Source organism: Streptomyces sp. NPDC001373, assembly GCF_042895815.1.
Taxonomy (GTDB): Bacteria; Actinomycetota; Actinomycetes; order Streptomycetales; family Streptomycetaceae; genus Streptomyces.
The window spans coordinates 16103-35621 of the sequence record NZ_JBIAWQ010000011.1 but is presented as its reverse complement, the minus strand read 5'-3'; the positions used below and the strand labels follow the sequence as shown (position 1 = coordinate 35621).

At 74.7% G+C, this 19519-nt stretch carries 17 protein-coding genes; 7 read left to right on the top strand and 10 right to left on the bottom strand.

The genetic code is table 11. The features are described from left to right. The first annotated feature begins 76 nt into the window (after positions 1-76). Both ACFY15_RS23945 and ACFY15_RS23940 read left to right on the top strand, forming a co-directional pair. Positions 77-574, top strand: a complete 498-nt coding sequence (locus ACFY15_RS23945; protein WP_390687811.1) for a peptidylprolyl isomerase — start codon at positions 77-79, stop codon at positions 572-574. 159 nt (positions 575-733) lie between these two features. Next, a complete protein-coding gene (locus ACFY15_RS23940) occupies positions 734-1183 on the top strand; it encodes a hypothetical protein (protein ID WP_390687810.1) in 450 nt (149 codons plus the stop codon). Positions 1184-1204: 21 nt separating this feature from the next. Here ACFY15_RS23940 and ACFY15_RS23935 read toward each other — a convergent pair whose 3' ends face one another. The 5 genes from ACFY15_RS23935 to ACFY15_RS23915 form a co-directional block, all read right to left on the bottom strand. Next, positions 1205-1708, bottom strand: a complete 504-nt coding sequence (locus ACFY15_RS23935) for a hypothetical protein (protein ID WP_390687809.1) — start codon at positions 1706-1708, stop codon at positions 1205-1207. Between the two features lie 75 nt (positions 1709-1783). Beyond that, positions 1784-2230 carry an SRPBCC family protein gene (locus ACFY15_RS23930; RefSeq protein ID WP_390687808.1) on the bottom strand — a complete coding sequence of 149 codons (447 nt, stop codon included), beginning with the start codon at positions 2228-2230 and terminating at the stop codon, positions 1784-1786. Positions 2231-2482: 252 nt separating this feature from the next. After that, positions 2483-3259, bottom strand: a complete 777-nt coding sequence (locus ACFY15_RS23925) for an enoyl-CoA hydratase/isomerase family protein (RefSeq protein ID WP_390687807.1) — start codon at positions 3257-3259, stop codon at positions 2483-2485. Next, complete coding sequence (locus ACFY15_RS23920) at positions 3256-3714, bottom strand: Zn-ribbon domain-containing OB-fold protein (RefSeq protein ID WP_390687806.1); 459 nt, start codon at positions 3712-3714, stop codon at positions 3256-3258. Before ACFY15_RS23920 ends, ACFY15_RS23925 begins: the two co-directional genes overlap by 4 nt. Positions 3715-3739: 25 nt before the next feature. Beyond that, complete coding sequence (locus tag ACFY15_RS23915; protein WP_390687805.1) at positions 3740-4891, bottom strand: lipid-transfer protein; 1152 nt, start codon at positions 4889-4891, stop codon at positions 3740-3742. Between the two features lie 98 nt (positions 4892-4989). On the opposite strand from ACFY15_RS23915, the gene ACFY15_RS23910 reads away from it, so the two are divergent. Then, the gene (locus ACFY15_RS23910; RefSeq protein WP_390826039.1) at positions 4990-6843 is read left to right on the top strand and encodes a FadD3 family acyl-CoA ligase; all 1854 of its coding nucleotides are present in this window, start codon (positions 4990-4992) and stop codon (positions 6841-6843) included. Between the two features lie 525 nt (positions 6844-7368). Here ACFY15_RS23910 and ACFY15_RS23905 read toward each other — a convergent pair. After that, the gene (locus ACFY15_RS23905) at positions 7369-8145 is read right to left on the bottom strand and encodes a hypothetical protein (protein ID WP_390826038.1); all 777 of its coding nucleotides are present in this window, start codon (positions 8143-8145) and stop codon (positions 7369-7371) included. Positions 8146-8308: 163 nt separating this feature from the next. Between ACFY15_RS23905 and ACFY15_RS23900 the strand changes: the two genes are divergently transcribed. Both ACFY15_RS23900 and ACFY15_RS23895 read left to right on the top strand, forming a co-directional pair. After that, positions 8309-10219 carry a LamG-like jellyroll fold domain-containing protein gene (locus ACFY15_RS23900; protein ID WP_390687802.1) on the top strand — a complete coding sequence of 637 codons (1911 nt, stop codon included), beginning with the start codon at positions 8309-8311 and terminating at the stop codon, positions 10217-10219. Between the two features lie 43 nt (positions 10220-10262). Then, positions 10263-12491, top strand: coding sequence for a HEAT repeat domain-containing protein (locus ACFY15_RS23895; protein WP_390826037.1), 2229 nt, complete (start codon positions 10263-10265; stop codon positions 12489-12491). Here the strand turns inward: ACFY15_RS23895 and ACFY15_RS23890 are convergent. The 3 genes from ACFY15_RS23890 to ACFY15_RS23880 form a co-directional block, all read right to left on the bottom strand. Further along, the gene (locus ACFY15_RS23890; protein WP_390687801.1) at positions 12488-13216 is read right to left on the bottom strand and encodes a class I SAM-dependent DNA methyltransferase; all 729 of its coding nucleotides are present in this window, start codon (positions 13214-13216) and stop codon (positions 12488-12490) included. The two genes, ACFY15_RS23895 and ACFY15_RS23890, sit on opposite strands and share 4 nt — an antisense overlap. Positions 13217-13563: 347 nt before the next feature. Then, on the bottom strand, positions 13564-13770 hold the full coding sequence (locus ACFY15_RS23885; protein ID WP_042809668.1) for a hypothetical protein: 207 nt from the start codon (positions 13768-13770) through the stop codon (positions 13564-13566). 189 nt (positions 13771-13959) lie between these two features. Beyond that, on the bottom strand, positions 13960-16947 hold the full coding sequence (locus ACFY15_RS23880) for a BTAD domain-containing putative transcriptional regulator (protein ID WP_390687800.1): 2988 nt from the start codon (positions 16945-16947) through the stop codon (positions 13960-13962). Positions 16948-17100: 153 nt separating this feature from the next. On the opposite strand from ACFY15_RS23880, the gene ACFY15_RS23875 reads away from it, so the two are divergent. Then, positions 17101-18321, top strand: a complete 1221-nt coding sequence (locus ACFY15_RS23875) for an amidohydrolase family protein (protein ID WP_390687799.1) — start codon at positions 17101-17103, stop codon at positions 18319-18321. A 57-nt stretch (positions 18322-18378) separates the two neighbouring features. Here ACFY15_RS23875 and ACFY15_RS23870 read toward each other — a convergent pair whose 3' ends face one another. Next, positions 18379-18522 (bottom strand): hypothetical protein, encoded by a 144-nt coding sequence (locus tag ACFY15_RS23870; protein ID WP_390687798.1) that lies wholly within the window; start codon positions 18520-18522, stop codon positions 18379-18381. 91 nt (positions 18523-18613) lie between these two features. Here ACFY15_RS23870 and ACFY15_RS23865 point away from each other — a divergent pair, with 91 nt between their 5' ends. Beyond that, positions 18614-19456 (top strand): trypsin-like serine peptidase, encoded by an 843-nt coding sequence (locus tag ACFY15_RS23865; protein ID WP_390687797.1) that lies wholly within the window; start codon positions 18614-18616, stop codon positions 19454-19456. The last annotated feature ends 63 nt before the right edge of the window (positions 19457-19519 follow it).

Sequence of the window (19519 nt, the reverse complement as noted above, 5' to 3'; positions counted from 1 at the left end):
CGAACGGGCCCTCCGTCAGGGTGCTCCAGGGCCCCGCCGGGTCGCGTTCCGCACCGGGAGTGACAGGATGGGACCCATGAGCAACGTATTCTTCGACATCACCATCGACGGCAAGCCGGCCGGCCGCATCGTCTTCGAGCTGTTCGACAAGGTCGTCCCGAAGACCGCCCAGAACTTCCGCGAGCTCGCCACCGGCCAGAACGGCTTCGGCTACGCCGGCTCCGGCTTCCACCGCGTCATCCCCCAGTTCATGCTGCAGGGCGGTGACTTCACCAACCACAACGGCACCGGTGGCAAGAGCATCTACGGCGAGAAGTTCGCGGACGAGAACTTCGAGCTGAAGCACGACAGCAAGTACCTCCTCTCGATGGCGAACGCCGGCCGCAACACCAACGGCTCGCAGTTCTTCATCACCACCGTCCTGACCCCGTGGCTCGACGGCAAGCACGTCGTCTTCGGCAAGGTCGTCGAGGGCACGGACGTGGTCGACAAGATCGAGTCCCTGGGCTCCCCCTCCGGCGCCACCCGCGCCAAGATCGAGATCGCGGCCTCCGGCGTCGTCGACGCCGCCTGATCCGTCTCGCCCGATCCGTCTCCACGGACACCGGCCGGCCCCGCCCCCCTCCCCGGGGAGCGGGGCCGCCGCCGTTCGGGCCGCCGCGCGCGGCCGCCGTGCTGTCGGTGGCCCCTGGTAGCGTGATCGGCTGTTGTCCTCGGGGGAAGGAATCGCGCCATGGTGGCCGGTCGTCATATCAGGTTCACGGCAGTACTCGTGGGCGTCGTGCTCTCGCTCACCGGCTTCTCCGCCCACGGCAGGCACGGCGGCGGCAGCGGCGGCCACGGCTGCTCGTCCGGCAAGAGCAGCCACAGCAGCACCAACGACAGCAGCAACAGCAGCACCGGCAGCGGCAAGAGCAAGAAGAGCGACGCGCCCGCGCACGCCACGGTCGTCTCCTGCGCCGCGCCCGGCCGCACGAGGGCCGTCCTCCAGGTCACCTCGGACCTGGACACCCAGCGCACCGTCGAGGTACCGCTCACCTTCGAGGGCAACACGGGCACTGTCGACCGGACCTCCGTCCGCGTCACGCTGAAGCCGCGCGAGACCCAGACGGTCACCGTCCCCATGGCCAGCCCCGCCAGGGTGAACGACGTCCAGCGCTGCCAGGTCGGCAGGATCGTCTGACCGGCTCCTCCCAAGGCCCGCCTAGCATCGGCCGCCCGGCCCCCACGGCTCGGGTCCGGCGGCCGGCCGGGGCGGCACCGGTTCGAGGTCCAGCTCGCGGCCCCGCGGCCGGCGGCGCCGGCCGCGCATGACCACGGCCGCCAGGAGCAGCAGCGCGCCCGCCCCGACGGCGCAGACGACGCCCTCGCCCAGGCCCTCCCCGTCGAGGCCGACCGCCAGGCCCCCGGCCGCCTGGCCCTGGCGGACCATCCACAGCACCGCCGCGCCCAGCACCACCAGGCCCGCCAGCCCCATGAGCGGCCGCGACCGCCGCAGGACCGCGCAGAGCGCGAGGAGCGCGGCGCAGAGCATCGGCAGGAGCAGCGAGCCCAGCAGCGCGGGCGGGTCGCTGGTGACGCCGGAGAACAGCTCCTCGACGCGGTAGTGGCGGCCGGGCCGGCCGTCGTACCAGGCGCGGAAGGGGCTCCAGACGGCGGCGGCCGCTCCTGCCAGGCCCAGGAGCGAGCCGATTGCGTTGCGGATCACGCCCGGCCCTCCGGGGTGGGGATCATGATCCCGACGCTAGCCCGGCACCCCCGGGCCCGCACGCCGGCCGTGGCGTCAGGAGGCGGCGCGGGTCTCTTCGACGCGGGCGCGCAGGGCCTCGTTCATGGCGGTGAAGTTGCGGGCCGTCCCCTCCAGCAGTCTGCCGACGAAGGGGACGAGCAGCCCCCGGAAGCGCTCGCCGTGCTCCACCCGGGTGGTGCGCCCCGGACCCTCGCAGAGCCGGACGTAGTGCTCGCCGTCGAAGAGCCCGCGGACGAGGAAGTGCCCCGACCAGCGGAGCTCGGCCGCGGGCACGCAGATCCGCACCGTCGGGCGGAAGGTGGTCGGCCTGCCCGACGCGGCGTACATCGTCAGCCGGAGGCGCCCGCCGGGGGCGACCTCCCCGTCGGCCTGCCGGATGAAGGGGTTCCAGACGCAGTAGCGGGGCAGGTCGGTCAGGACCTCCCAGACCTCCTCGGGGGTCGCGTCGATGGTGATCTCGGTGGTGATGTTGCGTCGCATGGGCCCGTGTTCCTCGTGGTGACGTGGTGCTCACCGAAGGGACGCGGGGGTGTGCGGCTGCCGCCGGGTTCGGTGCTGGGATGCAACCACGGATCCGGCGGTTGCCGGTAGCGTGACCGCCGTTTGTCTCAGGGGGAGGGACTCGGGCCGTGCCGGCTGGGCGGCTCGACCGCCCGGCCACCTTCTCCGTGTCCCTCCGCCGCGAGGGCGTCGGCGGGACCCTGATCGAGGACTGCCGGGCCGGCCCCCTGATCAGCGCAGCCGGAACTCCGTCCCCGGCCGGCGGCCCGCGAACAGCTCGGCCTGGCGGCCGGGCGGCAGGTTGCCCAGCGCGATCAGCGCCGGGGCCTGGGCGAGGGCCTGTTGCAGGGCCGCCTGCTTCGCCGACCACAGGGCCCGTACGGTGCCCTGGACGCCCTCGGTCGGGAACGAGGCCAGGGTCCGCGCCGACCGCACCGCCGCCGAGAGCAGCTCCCCGGGCTCGGCCAGCTCCGACACCAGGCCGATCTCGTACGCCCGCCGCGCGGACAGCCGCTCCGCCGTCCCCATCAGGGCCATCCGGGCGGCCTCCCCGAAGGGCATCCGCTGGGCCATGTACACGGCCTCGTAGGCGCTGACCATCCCGTACGAGGTGTGCGGGTCGAAGTAGGTGGCGGTCGTCGCCGACACGACGAACTCCGACTCGCCCAGCAGGTAGAAGGCCCCGCCGCAGGCCATGCCGTTGACCGCGGCGACCACCGGCTTCCACAGGTCGTTCGCCTTCGGCCCGATGGCGATCAGCGGGTCGTCGACCGAGTACGGGGAGGTCGGCTGCGGCACCTGCGCCGAGCGGTCGATGCCGGTGCAGAACGCGGCCGTGCCCGCGCCCGTCAGCACCACCGCCCGCACCTCCTCGTCGAAGCGCAGCTCCCGCCACAGCGAGGCCAGTTCCGCCGCCGTCGCCAGATCGACCGCGTTGTGCCGCGCCTCCCGGTCCAGGGTGACGACCGCGACCCCGCTCTCCTTCTCCCGCTCCACCCGCAGGGTCACGGCCGCTCCAGGACCCAGCGCGGCACGGCCGTCCCGCCCGTCTCGGTGAACACCACCTGCACCCGCGCGCCGATGCGCAGCCGGGACGGGTCCACGGAGTCGAGCCGGGCACCGGCGGAGGCGACCAGGTTCCCGGCCAGCCGGATGTGCGGGGCGTCGGCGAGCTCCACCAGGATCACGTTGTACGGGGCCTGCGCCGCGTACGCCGGCAGCAGCGGGGGGTGCGGCAGGACGTAGGACCAGATCCGGCCCCGCCCGCTCATCAGGCGCCACTCGGAGTCGAAGGACCGGCAGTACGGGCAGCAGGGCCGGGGCGGGAAGCGGAGCCTGCCGCAGGAGGCGCAGGCCTGGACGCGGAGCTCGCCGCGGGCGGCGTACTCCCAGAAGGGGGCGCCGTCCTCGTCGGGGACGGGGAGCAGGAGCTGGAGTTCGTCGGCGCCGGGGGCGGTGGTCATCGTGCGGCTCCTCGGGGAAGGGGGCTCAGGCGCGCAGCAGGATCGCGGACGTCGGGACGCCCTCGCCCGCCGTCACCAGGCAGGTCGCGGCGTCCGGCACCTGGGCGGTGGAGGTGCCGCGGAGCTGCTTGACGCCCTCGTTGATCAGGTTGAAGCCGTGCACGTACGCCTCGCTGAGCCCGCCGCCTCCGGTGTTGACCGGGAGCCGGCCGCCGATCTCCAGTGCCCCGCCCTCGGTGAAGGCGGCGCCCTCGCCGCGCCCGCAGAAGCCGTAGCCCTCCAGGGAGAGCGGGATCAGGGGGGTGAAGGCGTCGTAGATCTGGGCGACGTCCACGTCGGCGGGCCCGAAGTCGGCCTGCTTCCACAGGTGCCGGGCGGCGGTCCAGGCGGGCCCCGACAGCGGGTCGTCGTTCCAGTAGTTGACCATCCCGTGGTGCTGGGCGGGCAGGCCCTGGGCGGCGGAGTGCACGTAGACCGGTTTCTGGCGGCAGTCGCGGGCGCGCTCGGCGGAGACGATCACGCAGGCCAGCGCCCCGTCGGTCTCCAGGCAGTTGTCGAAGAGGCAGAGCGGGTCGCTGATCATGCGGGAGGTCATGTACATCTCGCGGGTCAGCGGGCGTTCGTACATCATCGCGGCGGGGTTCTCGTTGGCCCGGTTGCGGCAGGCCATCGCGACGTTGAAGAGGTGGTCGCGGGTGGCCCCGTACTCGTGCATGTAGCGGCGGGCCAGCATGCCGATCTCGTCGGCGGGCCGCAGCAGCCCGAAGGGGCGGGTCCACTGGCCGGGGGTGGGCAGCTGGACGGTGGTGTTCTTCCAGGGCCTCGGGCCGGAGCCGCGCTTGCGGGAGCGCCAGGCGACGCCGACGGTGGCCTGGCCGGTGGCTATGGCGGCGGCGAGGTGCCCGACGGTGGCGCAGGAGCCGCCGCCGCCGTAGCCGACCTTGGAGAAGAAGGTGACGTCGCCGGCGCCGATGGCCTTGGCGACCTCGACCTCGTCGGTCTCCTCCATCGTGTAGGAGGCGAAGGCGTTCACCTCGCCGGGGTCGATGCCGGCGTCGGCGAGCGCCGCCAGGATCGCCCGGCAGGCCAGTTCCTTCTCCGGCGCGGGTAGTCGCTTGGCAAAGGGGGTCTGGCCGATGCCGACGATTGCCGTAGCGTCCTTGAGCGTTGCCGCCATCGCCACCTCCGCGGTGCGCCGGTACTGCTGACAGCCGCGAAGGCTACAGCTAATCTGACGGATAGTCAGCTACTGGGTTCCAGGGGGAGGGGCGGGCGATGGAGCGAGGCGGCCACGAGGACCACGGCGGCACCGGCGCGTTCGGGCTCGGACCAGCGGGAACGGACGCTGCGGGAACGGACGCTGCGGACGCGGGCGCGCCGGACGCGGGGACGCCGGACGCGGGCGCGCCGGACGCGGGCGCGCCGGACGCGGGGACGCTGGGCACGGACGCTCCGGACGCGGGGACGCCGGACGCGGGGACGCCGGACGCGGGCGCGCCGGACGCGGCCGAGGCGGACGCGGCGGACCCGCGCGGGGACCTGCGCTGGGGGACCGTCGCCGCCCTCGTACGGGACGCCGCCCGCCGCCACGCCGGCCGCGAGGCCGTCGTCGACGGCCGCACCCGCCTCGACTACGCCCAGCTCGGCGACCGCGTCGAACGGGCCGCCGCCGCCTGCCTCGCCGCCGGCGTCGAACCCGGCGACCGCGTCGCCGTGTGGGCGCCCAACACCGTCGACTGGATCGTCTCCGCCCTCGGCGCCGTCACCGCCGGCGCGGTGCTCGTCCCCCTCAACACCCGTTTCAAGGGCGCCGAGGCCGCCTACGTCCTCCGGCGCAGCCGCGCCCGCCTGCTCTTCGTCACCGGCACCTTCCTCGGCACCTCCTACGTCGCCTCCCTGCGCCGCGCCGCCGCCGAAGGGCCCGGCAGCGGACCGCTGCCCGGACTGCCCCACCTGGAACAGGTCGTGGTCCTCGCCGACGACGCCCCCTCCGACTTCCGCACCTGGAAGGACTTCCTCGCCGGAGGCGACCGGGTCCCGGCCTCCGCGGTCCGCACGCGCGCCGACGCGATACCCCCCGACGCCCCCTCCGACATCGTCTTCACCTCCGGCACCACCGGCAGCCCCAAGGGCGCCGTCATCACCCACGCCCAGACCCTGCGCTGCTACGCCGTCTGGAGCGAGCTCGCCGGACTGCGCGAGGGCGACCGCTACCTCATCGTGAACCCCTTCTTCCACACCTTCGGCTACAAGGCCGGGATCATCGCCTGCCTGATGCGCGGGGCCACGATGGTCCCCCAGCCCGTCTTCGACGTCGACACCGCCCTCGCCAACATCGCCGCCGAGCGGATCTCCGTGCTCCCCGGGCCGCCCACCCTCCACCAGTCCCTCCTCGACCACCCCCAGCGCGACCACCACGACCTCTCCGCGCTGCGCCTGGTCGTCACCGGCGCCGCCGTCGTCCCCCTCCAGCTCGTCGAACGGCTCCGCGCCGAACTGCGCATCGCCACCGTCCTCACCGCCTACGGGCTCTCCGAGGCGGCCGGCATCGTCACCATGTGCCGCCGGGGCGACCCCGCCGACGTCATCGCCGCCACGTCCGGCCGCGCCATCCCCGGCACCGAACTGCGGATCGCCGGCCCCGACGGCGCCGCGCAGGACCCCGGCACCCCCGGCGAGGTCTGGGTCCGCGGCCACCACGTGATGCGCGGCTACTTCGAGGACCCCGAGGGCACCGCCCGCACCCTCACCCCCGAGGGCTGGCTGCGCACCGGCGACGTCGGCGTCCTCGACGCGCACGGCAACCTGCGCATCACCGACCGGATCAAGGACATGTTCATCGTCGGCGGCTTCAACGCCTACCCCGCCGAGATCGAGCAACTCCTCGGCCTGCACCCCGACATCGCCGACGTCGCCGTCGTAGGCGTCCCCGACCCCCGGCTCGGCGAGGTCGGCAAGGCCTACGCCGTTCGCCGCCCCGGCTCCACCCTCACCGCCGACGACCTGATCGCCTGGTCCCGCCGCGAGATGGCCAACTACAAGGTGCCCCGCGCGGTGGAGTTCGTCCCCGACCTGCCGCGCAACGCGAGCGGCAAGGTCCTCAAGACCGAGCTGCGCGCCCGCCGGTAGGCCGGACGGAGCCAGGTTCCCCACCGGAGTGGCGATCGGAGTGCCGTCCGGGACGGCGGGCACCTACCTCTTCCGCCGGCCGGTCAGCGCCTCCTACGCGGGCGCGGACGCCACGTCCGGACTGGCGAGCTGTGTCGGCACCGTGCCCGACGGCGGTGCGGTCGACACGTCGGCGTTCGGCGCACACACGTTCACCGTGAACGCCAAGGACGTCGCCACCAACCCGTCGACCAGGAACGTCACCTACACCGTCGCGTACCGGATCTGCCTGCTCTACGACCCGGCCCGGCCGCCCCGCCTGCTGGGCTTCGTCACGATCACCCTGCGGATCTGCGACGCGAACGGCAACAACCTCTCCGCCTCCGGCATCACGCTGACGGCCACCCGCGTCACCGGGCCCGCCACACGGACGCTCGGCACCCGGATGACCTACCCCCCCTGCACTGAGCTGAGCCCCGGCTCCCGTCGGCCCGGCCCCGGCTCCCGTCGGCCCGGCCCCGGACCCCGGGGCCGGGCCGACGGGCGTCACGCGACCGCCCGCAGCCCGGCCGGGTACGGGGTGCCGCCCGTGTACGCCAGGTCGGCGCGGGCGGCGCACTCGCGGGCGGCCAGGTCGCGGCCCAGCGGGGCCAGGGCCGCGGAGAACAGGAGCGCACCCAGCGGGATCAGGTCCAGGCTGACGGCCATCACCACCGTGCCCGCCAGCACCGCCACCGGACGCCACACCCCGGTCCGCCGCCGCACCGCCAGCTGCGTCACGATCCACAGCAGGCCCACGTAGAACAGCACCGGCACCACCGAGTACACCACCGGCTCCACACCGGGCCGGCTCTGGATGTCCTCGAACAGCCGGTTCATGCCCGCCCGGTCGGCGGACCGGAAGCCGACGGCCAGGTCGATGACCGCCTGGGCCACGACCGCCGCCACCCCGGCAAGCCCCAGCCCGGTCGCCACCCCGGCCCCCACACGGCCCGCCGGCCCCACCGGCGCCGCCAGCCGCCGCAGCCCCAGAAACACAGCCCCGAACAGCAGTACCCCGGCGGTCAGGAACAGGTGTCCGACGGTCCAGGCGGGGCCCGGCCCGTGGTCCGGGTCGGCCAGCCGGACCACCCCGTACGCCAGCATGCACAGCGGCCCCGCGACGAAGGCCACTCGAACGAACTCGGTCCGCCGCCGCCCCCACGGCCGCCCCGGGCCGGCCGGCGTGCCCCCGTCCGGCGTGCCCCCGTCCGGCGTGCCCCCGTCCGGCGTGCCCTCGGCCGTCGGTCCCGAAATCCCGTACTCAGACGCTCTGTTGGTCATGCCCCGATCCTCTCCGGGGCCCGTCCGCCCCGGATCCGGCATCACCCCCACCCCCACCCCGAGACGACCCCGACGCGTCCCTGATCACGACCGGGGGCCACCGCGTTAGCCTGCACGGGTGAGTGTGCGTCAAACAGTCGAACGAATCCGGCGGGAGAGCTCGGTGCGTGCCGGGACCCGGGCGGGCGCCGCCTTCGCGCTGACCCTCGCCGCGGCCCTCCTCCTGGCCTTCGTCCTGCGGCCCGGCACACCCGGGAAGGCGGACGCCGACGGTCCCGCGCCCGCACACCAGCCCGGACTGACCGCAGCCGTCTCCGCCCCCTTCAACGCCTTCACCGAGGGCTACGACTGCTACCGCATCCCCAGCCTCACCACCACCAAGGACGGCACGCTGCTGGCCATCGCCGAGGCCCGTACCTCCGGCTGCGCCGACATCGGCGACATCGACCTCGTCCTGAAACGCTCCACCGACGAAGGCCGCACCTGGGGACCCCTCCAGGTCATCCGCGGCGACGGCGACCCCGGCGCCTACGGCAGCCCCGCCCCCGTCGTCGACTCCGCCTCCGGCCGGATCTCCCTCCTCCACGCCTACAGCACCTGGACCGCCGACGCCGACGGCAACCGCGTCCGCGGCCCCCGCGAACTGCGCCTGGCCCACAGCACCGACGACGGCGCCAGCTGGACCACCGACCCCGACCCGCAACCCCAGCTCAAGGACCCCGACTGGGCCTGGGTCTCCGTCGGCCCCGGCCGCGGCGTCCAGATGACCCCCACCCGCCCCGACCGCCCCGGCCGCCTCGTCATCGGCTCCGACTACCGCACCGGGAGCGACGCATCCGGCGCCCAGCTCCTCTACAGCGACGACGGCGGCCTCACCTGGGCGCCCGGCGCCCGCTGGAGCGCCCCCGCCGGCACCCCCGCCCCCAGCGAACCCGCCCTCACCCAGCTCCCCGACGGCCGGATCTACCTCAACGCCCGCTCCACCGCCACCTGCGGCACCCCCGACCACCGCCTGTCCGCGACCGTCGAGGACGCCTCCGCCCCCGAGTTCCCCGCCCCCGGATTCACCCCCGTCGCCGACCTCCCCGCCCCGCCCGCCTCCGGCTCCGTACTCCAGCTCCCCGGCGGCCCCCTCCTCCTCACAGCGCCCAGCCGACCCGGCGCCGAGTCCTCCGACCGCTGGACCCTGGCCGTCCGCACCTCGCGGGACGAGGGCCGCACCTGGTCGCAGGACGGCGCCGTCGTCCTGCGCGAACGCGCCGGCTACTCCGACATGGCCGCCCTGCCCGGCGGCCGCGTCGGCCTCCTCTACGAGACCGCCAACGGCACCCCCCACGGCTACATCAAGTTCACCGCCTTCGGCCTCCCCGAACTCCGGGCCGCCGCCGAGGACCTCACCCCCCGCCGCACCGCCGACACCGGCCCGTACCGCGACGACGCCGTCGTCCACGGCGCCCCCCGCCTCGGCAACCGGCCCGACGGCGGCAAGGCCATGCGCTTCGACGGCAAGGACGACTTCCTGCGCCTGATCGACTGCCCCGACGAACTGCGCGTCGGCGCCGAGGACTTCGCCGTCGCCACCTGGGTCCAGTACAAGACCCGCGGCCAGGACCGGGGCAGCGGCCTGCGCCGGCCCCTCCTGTGGGCCTACGGCCAGGGGCCCGCCGCCAAGCAGTTCCGCATCGAGGCCGACCCCGCCACCGGCCGCCTCGAAGCCACCGTCAGCGCCGGAACCGGCCCCGTCACCGTGACCTCCCCGACCCGCACCGACGACGACACGTGGCACCACGTCGTCCTCCAGCGCAGCGGCGGCCGCCTCGAACTCTCCGTGGACGGCAGAGCGCCGGCCACCGCCGCCACCCCCACCGGCCCCGCCGGCGACCTCCGCCCCGGCGGCGCCTTCACCATCCACCTCGGCACCCGGCCCGACTACAAGGCCTTCTACGCCGGCGCCCTGGACGACGTGCGCATCTACGGCCGCGCCCTGTCCCGCAACGACATGGCCCGCCTGCGCGACGGCCACGACGTCACCGACGAGGAACGCGTCCACCTCGCCTTCGACAGCATCCGGTGACCGCCCCCCCGGGCTGTCAGTGCGCCTTGCCATAGTGCCGTACATGATCAACGAGCTCGACGACCTCGACGGTATCGACTGGACCTCGATGGGCCACGCCTACGGCCCCGGCGGTGACATTCCGGGATGGCTGAAGGGCATGGCCGACCCCGACCCCGACGTACGGCGCGAGTCGTTCGCCGGCTTCTACAGCGCGGTCCACCACCAGGGCGACATCTACCCCAGTACGGTCGCCGGCCTGCCGTTCCTCCTCGGACTCACCGACGACCCCGCCACCCCCGACCGGGCCGCCGTCGCCGCGCTGCTGCTCAGCATCGGCCGTGAAGCCGCCGACCGCGACGACGACTGCATCCGCTTCGCCCCGGACGGCACCGAGTCCACGGCCCCCGCCGACGCCATGGCCCTGCTCCGGGCCCGCGCCGACGCCTTCGTCCGCTACGCCGCCGACTCGGACCCGGGCGTACGGCACGCGGGGATCGGGGGAGTGGGCCTCTTCCTCGACGACGCCGACCGGGCCGTGGCGATCCTCCGGGAACGGCTGCCCGCCGAATCCGGAACGGAGGAACGGCTGCTGGTCATCCGCACCATGGCGAGCCTCGCCCTGCGCCTCCCCGCCGCCCGGCCCGCCGCCACCGCCTGGCTCGACATCCTCGCCGACGACCCCGCCGCGGACCCCGGCATCCGGCTCGGCGCCCTCGTCCACCGCGCCCGCTGCGCCCCGCAGGACATCGCGGCCGACACCGTACCGACGGCGATCGACCTCCTGGGCCGCCTCGCACCCCCGCCGGACACCCCCGACACCCAGGGCTGCGCCGCCACCACCTGCGCCTGCGCCGCCCCCGCCCCGCGGGAGCACGCCCCCGCCGACGAGGCCCAGGCCGCACCCGCCCCGCGGGAGGACGCCCCCGCCGACGAGGCCCAGGCCGCACCCGCCCCGCGGGAGGACGCCCCCGCCGACAAGCCCCCGGCCCAGGACGTCCCCCCGCAGATAGCCGCCGCCTTCGAGGACCTCGACCGGCACGGCCGCGTCCACGCCCCCACCACTTCCCTCCTGCGCACCTTCCACACGGTCCTCGACGACCGCGTCGCCGAGCGCACCGCCCTGCTCGCCGCCCAGCTGGGCAGCCCGGACCCGGCCACCCGCTACGACGCCATCGCCATGGCCAAGGACCTGATCGGCTCCTGGCGCGGCGACCACACCGCGCTGGTCGCCCTCGTCGCACAGTGCCTGCTGCCCCGCGACCCCTACACCACCGCCGCCGCGGCCGAGTGCCTCCGTTCCCTGGGCCCCGTCGCCGAGCCCGCCCGCGAATCCCTGGCCGGCTGCGTCGCCGGACACCGGGACATGCACGGTCCGGACGTCTGGGCGTCCCCCCGGCCGCAGCTGCGCCGCGCCCACCAGGAAACCGTCATGACACTGGCCCGCCTCGGCGACCCGCGTGCCCTGCCGAGCCTGCTCACGGCCCTGGACGGTGGCACCGACGCCTGGCGCGCGGTGCAGGTCGCGGGCGGCCTTGGCCCGGCCGCCGCCGGTGAGCTGGTGCCCCGGCTGACCCGCCTCCTGGACGCCGTCGACTTCGCCAAGGAGCGGACCGGCATGAGTGCGGGCGCCCTGGTGAGTGCCCTGGCCGCACTGGGCGACCCCGCCGCCGTCCCCGCGCTCGCTCGGGCCGTCGCAGCGGCGGTGCGGCACGAACAGTGGCGCCCCGCCGCCTCCGCCCTGGAGGCGCTCGCCTCCTTCGGCACCGCCGCCGCCTCCGCCCTGGACGTGGTCCGCCCGCTGGCCGACGCGCAGGACGTGGACCTCCGCGCGGCCGCCACCGCCGCCCTGTGGGCGCTCGCGCGCGACCCCGCCGACGCCGTCCCGAGGCTGGTCGCGCTCCTCGACGGGCACCGGCTCCGCGAGGCGGCCGAGGTGCTCGCCCTGGTCGGCCCGCCCGCCGGGGCGGCGGCGCCGCGCCTGAGGGAGATGCTGACCGCCTCGTACGACTGGACGCGGATCCATGCGGCGGCCGCGCTGTGGGAGATCGGCGGCGAGGCCGAGGCCGGGGCCCTCGTACCGGCCCTGCTGGCCGCCTGGGCCGGCAACGGCGCGACCTCCAACCACGTCCTGGCCTGCCTGTCCCGAATGGGCCCGGCCGCAGCACCGGCCCTGCCCCGCGTCGAGGAGGAACTGGCGCTGCCCCGCCGCACCGGCCGCTTCGGGAGCATCGCCCACGACGAAGAGGTCCAGCACCTGTGCCGCACGCTCCGTGAACGCCTCGCGGGTTAGGAGCGGGGCTTGCGGGCCAGCACCAGCCGCCAGCGCGGGCTGCCGTCCCCGCGCCGGCCGAAGGGCGTCAGCGGGACCGTCTCCACGGTGAAGCCGGCCGCCCTCAGGTCCGCGCGGACCGGGCCGAAGGGGAAGGTGCGGTAGTACATGACGAACGGAGGCCGCCACACCGCGTTGCGGACCCGCATCGCCGCGTCGAACCCGGCCGCCGCCCACCACACGGGCGAGGCCAGGGGGACGGGGGCGCCGACCGGGAAGGCGAACACCCCGCCGGAGTGCAGCGCACGGTGGACCGCGCCGAAGAGGGCGGGCCGCTCGGCCGGGAGGAAGTGGCCGAAGGCGCCGAAGCTGACGGCGAGGTCGTAGGTGTTCCAGAGCCGTTCGGGCAGGGCCAGTACGTCGGCCCGGACGAGCTCCACGCCCTCGGGGTGCGCCCGCCGGGCCTGCGCCAGCATGCCGGCGCTGAGGTCGACCCCGGTGACCCGGTCGCGGCAGAGGCGGCGCAGCATGCCCAGCCCGGCGCCGGTGCCGCAGCAGACGTCCAGCCCGGAGCCGAAGGAGCCCTCCTCCTGGGCCAGGGCCTCCTCGACGGCGTCGAGCATCCGGTCCGGGGTGCGGAAGGGCGTCCGGTCGAACTTGGGGGCGAGGAGGTCGTAGCCCCGCTCGACGGAGGAGAGGGCCTGGACGGCCAGTTCGCGCAGGCTCGGGCCCTGGGAGGTGAACACGGGCCCAGCCTAATGACGGGGCGGCGGGCCCGGGGCCGGACCGGCGGACCGGATCGCGGGGGCGCCGAATCGCGGGGGGCGCCGGAACGTGGGCGTGCGGCGGCCGCGGTGGTCCCCCTCCGGCCACCGCGACCGCCGTTCTCCCCTACCGGCTCGCCCGGATTCCCCCGAATCCCCCGTGGGCTCGCCCGTACGGTCCCCCCGTGTTCCCTACCGGTGGTGCATCCCCCCTGGTGCTCCCCCGTGGTTCCCCCGCTGTTCTCCCCGTACGTCCTCGGGCGGTCCCCCCGTACGTCCCCCGTACGACCGCTCAAGGCCCCCCGTACGCTTCCCCGTACGCCGTGCCGTTACGGGCGCGGACCGGACGCGTGGTTGTCCATCGACACGATGTCGACGTCCGAGGCGTGGTTGTCCTGCGGCTTGTCGCCGGGCTTGACCACGACCGGCGGTTCGGCCGCCGGGTCGCCCAGCGGGTTGATGTCGGCGCCCGAGGCGTGATTGTCGAGCGGTCTGATGTCGCCGTCGAGCGGCAGGATGTTCTCGTTCGTCGCCATCGACTCTCTCCTGATCGTGTGTGGCGCCTGATGGTGGTCGCCCGTTCGGCGATTCCCCCGTGGACCGCCGAACGGGTTGTGCAACCAGCCGGCCCGAGTGCCCCCCGACGCCCCGGGTCGATGCACTCATCCTGCCGCGCGGCGATAAACGAACGATGAACGTGTCCGTCCATCGGCTGTCTCCGCAGGTCAGGCGGCCAGCTCCGACGCCAGCAACGCCTGCACTTCGGCCAGTTCCGCCGACCCCAGCTGGCGGAACACCGTCTCCGCGTCCCGCCAGCACGCCCGCGCCCGGTCCGGCTGGCCCAGCCGCCGCAGCGCCTTGCCGAGCACGGTCAGCACCGTCGCACGGCGCCACTCACCGCCGATCCCGCGCAGCGCGATGGCCTGCTCGGCGTGCTTGGCGGCCAGGGTGGGCCGCAGGGCGGCCAGATGGGCCTCGGCGAGCCGGAAGTGCGTCACGCCCTCCCACAGCGGCTGACGGTTGTCGTGGAACAGCGACAGCGCCTCGCCGAGCTGCTCCAGCGCCTCCGTGAGCCGGCCGGCCTGGGTGAGCGCGATGCCCAGCGCGTAGCGGCCGTTGGCCAGGCGCAGGGTGAGGCCCATCCGGTCGTATATGGCGATGCCCTGCTCGGCGAGGTCGATGGCGCTGGACAGCCGGCCGAGCACGACGTGGATCCGGGAGAGGTTGCACAGGGCGCTGGCCTCGCCGATGTTGTTGCCGTCGGCCCGGAAGTTCTCGATGGCCTCCAGCAGGAAGCGCTCGCCGTCGGCGTGCCGCCCCTGGTAGAGGGCGATGATCCCGCGGTCGTTGGGTGCCCAGCAGCTGGGCAGCGGGTCTCCGGCCAGCCGGGCCAGGTCCATGGCTTGGCTGGCCTGGTCGTCGGCCTCGGCGAACCGGCCCGCGAAGAGGTGGACCATGGTGAGGGTGGTCCGCGCCCGGCCCTCCGCGCGCGGGTCGCCGGCGGCGCGCGCGGCCTCGCACAGGGTCTTGGCCGCGGACTCGTACTGCTTGGAGTTGGCGCCGGACTCGGCGAGGTCCTTGGCCGCCCAGAGCAGGTCCACGGCCCTGCGCAGGGCCTCCGGCCGCCCGGCGGACTGCCGTACGCAGGCCAGCAGCGGGTCGGCCTCGGCGAACAGCCAGTCCAGGGCGGCGCGGGGCTCGGCGAGGACGAGTCCGGGGTGGCGGGTCCCGGAGAGGTGGGCGGGCAGGCGGTCGCCGGGCCGCTCCAGGGCGTACACGCGGGAGGCGGTGGCGAGGTAGAAGTCGAGGAGCCGGTCGAGGGCGGCCTCGCGTCCGTCGGCGGGCTGCTCGTCGCGTTCGGCGCACGCACGCGCGTAGAGGCGTACGAGGTCGTGGAAGCGGTAGCGGCCGGGGGCGGCGGATTCCAGGAGGGAGCAGTCGACCAAGGCCTCCATGAGGTCCTCGGTGTCGTGCTCGGGCAGGTCGAGGGCGGCGGCTGCGGCGGCCAGCGAGATGTCGGGGCCGTCGGCGAGGCCCAGCAGGCGGAAGGCGCGCTGCTGGGCGGGCTCCAGCTGGCCGTACCCGAGCTCGAAGGTGGCCTTGACGGCCAGGTCGCCGGACTGGAGCTCGTCGAGGCGGCGGCGCTCGTCGGCGAGCTTGGCGGCGAGGACGGAGACGGTCCAGGTGCGGCGGGAGGCGAGCCGGGAGGCGGCGATGCGGATGGCGAGCGGCAGGAACCCGCAGGCGCCGACGACGTCGAGGGCGGCCTGGCGTTCGGCGCCGACGCGTTCGCCGCCGACGATGCGGGTGAACAGCTGCAGGGCCTCCTCGGGGCTCATCACGTCGAGGTCGACGAGATGGGCGCCGGCGAGGCCCGACATCCGGACCCGGCTGGTGACGAGGGCGGCGCAGCCCGCGGTGCCCGGCAGCAGCGGGCGGACCTGGGCGGCGTCGCGGGCGTTGTCGAGGAGGACCAGGACGCGGCGGCCGTCGAGGGTGGAGCGGTAGAGGGCGGCCCGGTCGGCGGGGGAGTCGGGGATGGCGCTGTCGGGGGTGCCGAGGGCGCGCAGGAAGGAGCCGAGGACGGCCTCGGGCAGGACGGGGCGGGGTTCGGTGCCCTGGAGGTCGACGTAGAGCTGGCCGTCGGGGAAGTGCGGGCGGGCGGCGTGCGCGACGTGCACGGCGAGGGTGGTCTTGCCGACGCCGCCGATGCCGGCCAGTGCGGAGACGGCCATGACCTGCCCGTCGGAGCCCGAGAGGATCTCGCCGAGCTCGGCGACGAAGGGGGCCCGGCCGGTGAAGTCCGGGACGGTGGCGGGCAGCTGGGCGGGCCGTACGGGGACGGGGGAGGCGGTCGGGGCGGGGTCCTCGGCGCGGGCCAGTTCCGCGTCCGCGTTCAGGATGCGCTGCTGGAGGGCGGCGAGCTCGGGGCGCGGGTCCACGCCGAGTTCCTCGGCGAGGAGGCGGCGGGTGTCCGCGTACACGGCGAGGGCCTCGGCCTGGCGGCCGCTGCGGTAGAGGGCGAGCATGAGCAGCTCGCGCAGCCGCTCACGCAGCGGGTGGGCGGCGGTGAGGGCGGTGAGCTCGGAGACGGCCTCGGCGTGGTGGCCGACCTCCAGGTCCAGGTCGAGGCGGGTCTCCAGCAGCTGGAAGCGCCATTCGGTGAGCCGGGTGCGCTCGGTCTCGGCGTGCGGGCCGGGGACCCCGGCGAGGGGTTCGCCGTCCCACAGGTCCAGGGCTCGGGCCAGCAGCGTACGGGCGAGGGCGCGGTCCCCGGCGGTGCGGGCCCGGTCGGCGTCGGCGGCGAGGCTGCGGGCGATGCCGAGGTCGAGGGCCTCCTGGTGGCGCAGCCGGATGGCGTAGCCGCCGGCGTCGCTGACGAGCAGCTCGGGGTCGAGGACCTTGCGCAGCCGCGAGGCGTACGTGCGGATGGTGGCGAGGGCCTGCTGCGGGGGGTCCTCGCCCCAGATGGCGTCGATCAGTTCGGGCGCGGTGGCGGTGCGGCCGTCGCGCAGGAGCAGCGCGGCGAGCAGGGCGCGCTGCTGCGGGCTGCCGGAGGGCAGGGTCTCGCCGCCGCGCCAGGCCCGGACGGGTCCGAGTACGGCGAATCGGTTGTCTCCCGGGACGGGCGCGCCGGGCGCTCCGGGTGCTCCGGGTGCGCCGGGACCGTCGGAGACGCTCGGCTGGTGCGGGATGGCCGGTCCGCCGTCCATCTGTCCTCCCCCTGCCTTCCGTCGGTTCAAGGGTCAGTCTGCCCTGTGTTGCACGTACGCGTCAGCCCGCGGCGGAGCCATCCGCTCCCGGCCGGCGAACGACCGGCGCCCAAATAGCTGACGGTTCGTCAGATCGACGCTACCGTAAGAGTCATGGAGACCTTCCCGAAGATCATCTCGGTGGACGACCACACGGTTGAACCTCCTCACGTCTGGCGGGACCGGCTCCCGTCGAAATTCCGCGACACCGGCCCCCGGATCGTCCGCGCCCCCCTCAGGGAAATGACCTTCCTCGGCGGGAAGTTCGCCCCCGTCATGGGCGCACGGGGCGACGACGGCCCCATCGGCGACTGGTGGGTGTACGAGGACCTGCACCGGCCGCTCACCCGCCTCGACACCGCCGTCGGGTACGACCGCGACGAGATCAAACTGGAAGTCATCACCTACGAGCAGATGCGCCCCGGCTCCTTCTCGGTTCCCGAGCGCCTCGCCGACATGGACGTCAACCACGTCCAGTCCGCCCTCTGCTTCCCCACCTTCCCGCGCTTCTGCGGCCAGACCTTCACCGAGGCCAAGGACCGCGAACTCGGCCTCCTCGGCGTCCGCGCGTACAACGACTGGATGGTGGAGGAGTGGTGCGGACCCCTCGCCCAGGGACGCCTCATCCCGCTGACCCTCATCCCCCTGTGGGACGCCCGCCTCGCCGCCGAGGAGGTGCGCCGCAACGCCGCGCGGGGCGTGCGCGCCGTCGCCTTCTCCGAGATACCGCCGCACCTGGGGCTCCCGTCGATCCACACGGACGAGTGGGACCCCTTCCTCCGGGCGTGCGACGAGACCGGCACGGTCATCGCCATGCACATCGGCTCCTCGTCGCGCATGCCGTCCACCTCGGCCGACGCACCGCCGGCCGTCGGCTCCACCATCACCTTCGCCAACTGCTGCTTCTCGATGGTCGACTGGCTGATGAGCGGCAAGTTCGAACGCTTCCCCAACCTGCGGATCATGTACGCCGAGGGTCAGATCGGCTGGATCCCCTACATCCTGGAACGCGCGAACGTGGTCTGGGAGGAGAACCGTGGCTGGGGCGGTGTCGCCGACAAGGTCCACCGCCCGCCGTCCGAGCTCTTCGCGGAACACGTCTTCGGCTGCTTCTTCGACGACGCCTTCGGCCTGCGGAACCTGGACTCCATCGGTGTCGGCAACGTCCTCTACGAGACCGACTACCCGCACTCGGACTCCACCTGGCCCAAGTCGCGCGAGGTGGGCGAGGCCCAGATGGGGCACCTGGACGCGGAGGTGGTGGAGCGCATCGTGCGCGGCAACGCCATCGACCTGCTGGGGCTCACCCCGGAAGGGCTGTGGCCGGGGGCCTGAGGCGGCGGCAACGGGGCCAGGCCCCCACCCCCTTGCCGGCGCGGAGCGGCGCCGGCCTCAGCCCGCGGCGGAGGCCGCGCGCCCGCCCGTCACCACCGGGCGGACGCGCGCCGGCAGCACTTCCGGGAAGCGGTCCGGGCGGCGCAGCGCCGCGAAGCGGCTCGCGTCCTCGATCAGCGCGAAGGCCTTCACCGGAGCCAAGATCCCGCCATCCCAGCGCCACGCGAGGTCAGGACCTTGCACCACGGCCCGTCGCCGGGGCATGCTTCGCCAGGGCAAAGCGGGAGGGATCATGGCGGTGGACAAGCGGTCCGTGGTGACGGCGGTGCTGTGCGCCGTGGCGGCGCTGGGCGCCTCGGCGGCCGTCGCCGAGCTGGTGCCGCCGCCCGAAGGGGCCGCCCCCGTGCACGCCAAGTCGGCCGCACCCTCCGGATCGCCGAGTGGGCCTTCGCGTTCGCAAGCGTCCAAGCCCCAGCTGGGCAAGCCCCAGTCGACCCCCGTCACGCCCAAGCCGGGCAACGCCGCCACCTTCACCGGCGCCCTGTTCACCGGTGGCCTGGACGGCGACCACTTCTGCACCGCCACGGTCGTCCGCAGCCCCGGCAAGAACCTGCTCATCACCGCCGGCCACTGCCTCCTGGAGGGCGAACAGACCCGCGACGGCGGTGCGGTATTCGCACCCGCGTACGCGAACGGTGTCGCACCGTACGGCGTCTGGAAGATAGAGCAGGTCTACGAGGACAAGCGCTGGGCCGACGACACGGACGACGACTACGACCTCGCCTTCGCCCGCGTCGCCCCCGACGACAAGGGCCGCAACATCGAGGACCTCACCGGCGGCGCCCCCCTCGACACCACCGGCCGCGCGGGCGAGGAGGTCACGGTGACCGGCTACCCCGCCGACCGCAAGGTCCCCCGCACCTGCACGGCCGTCGCCGTCCGCACCAGCGAGCGCGAGCAGCGCTTCGACTGCTCCGACTTCCCGGGCGGGACCAGCGGCAGCGCCTGGCTCGGCCGCGACGGCAAGATCATCGGCATTCTGACGGGCGGCGACACGGACGACGTCTCCACCAGCACCGTCCTCGGCGACTACGCCGCCCAGCTCTACGCCAGGGCGACCGCTCCCAAGCGCTGACCCTCCGCCCGGCGCACCCGTCCTCCCCCGCGCGGGGGAGGACGCCTCCCTCCCGCGCCCGAT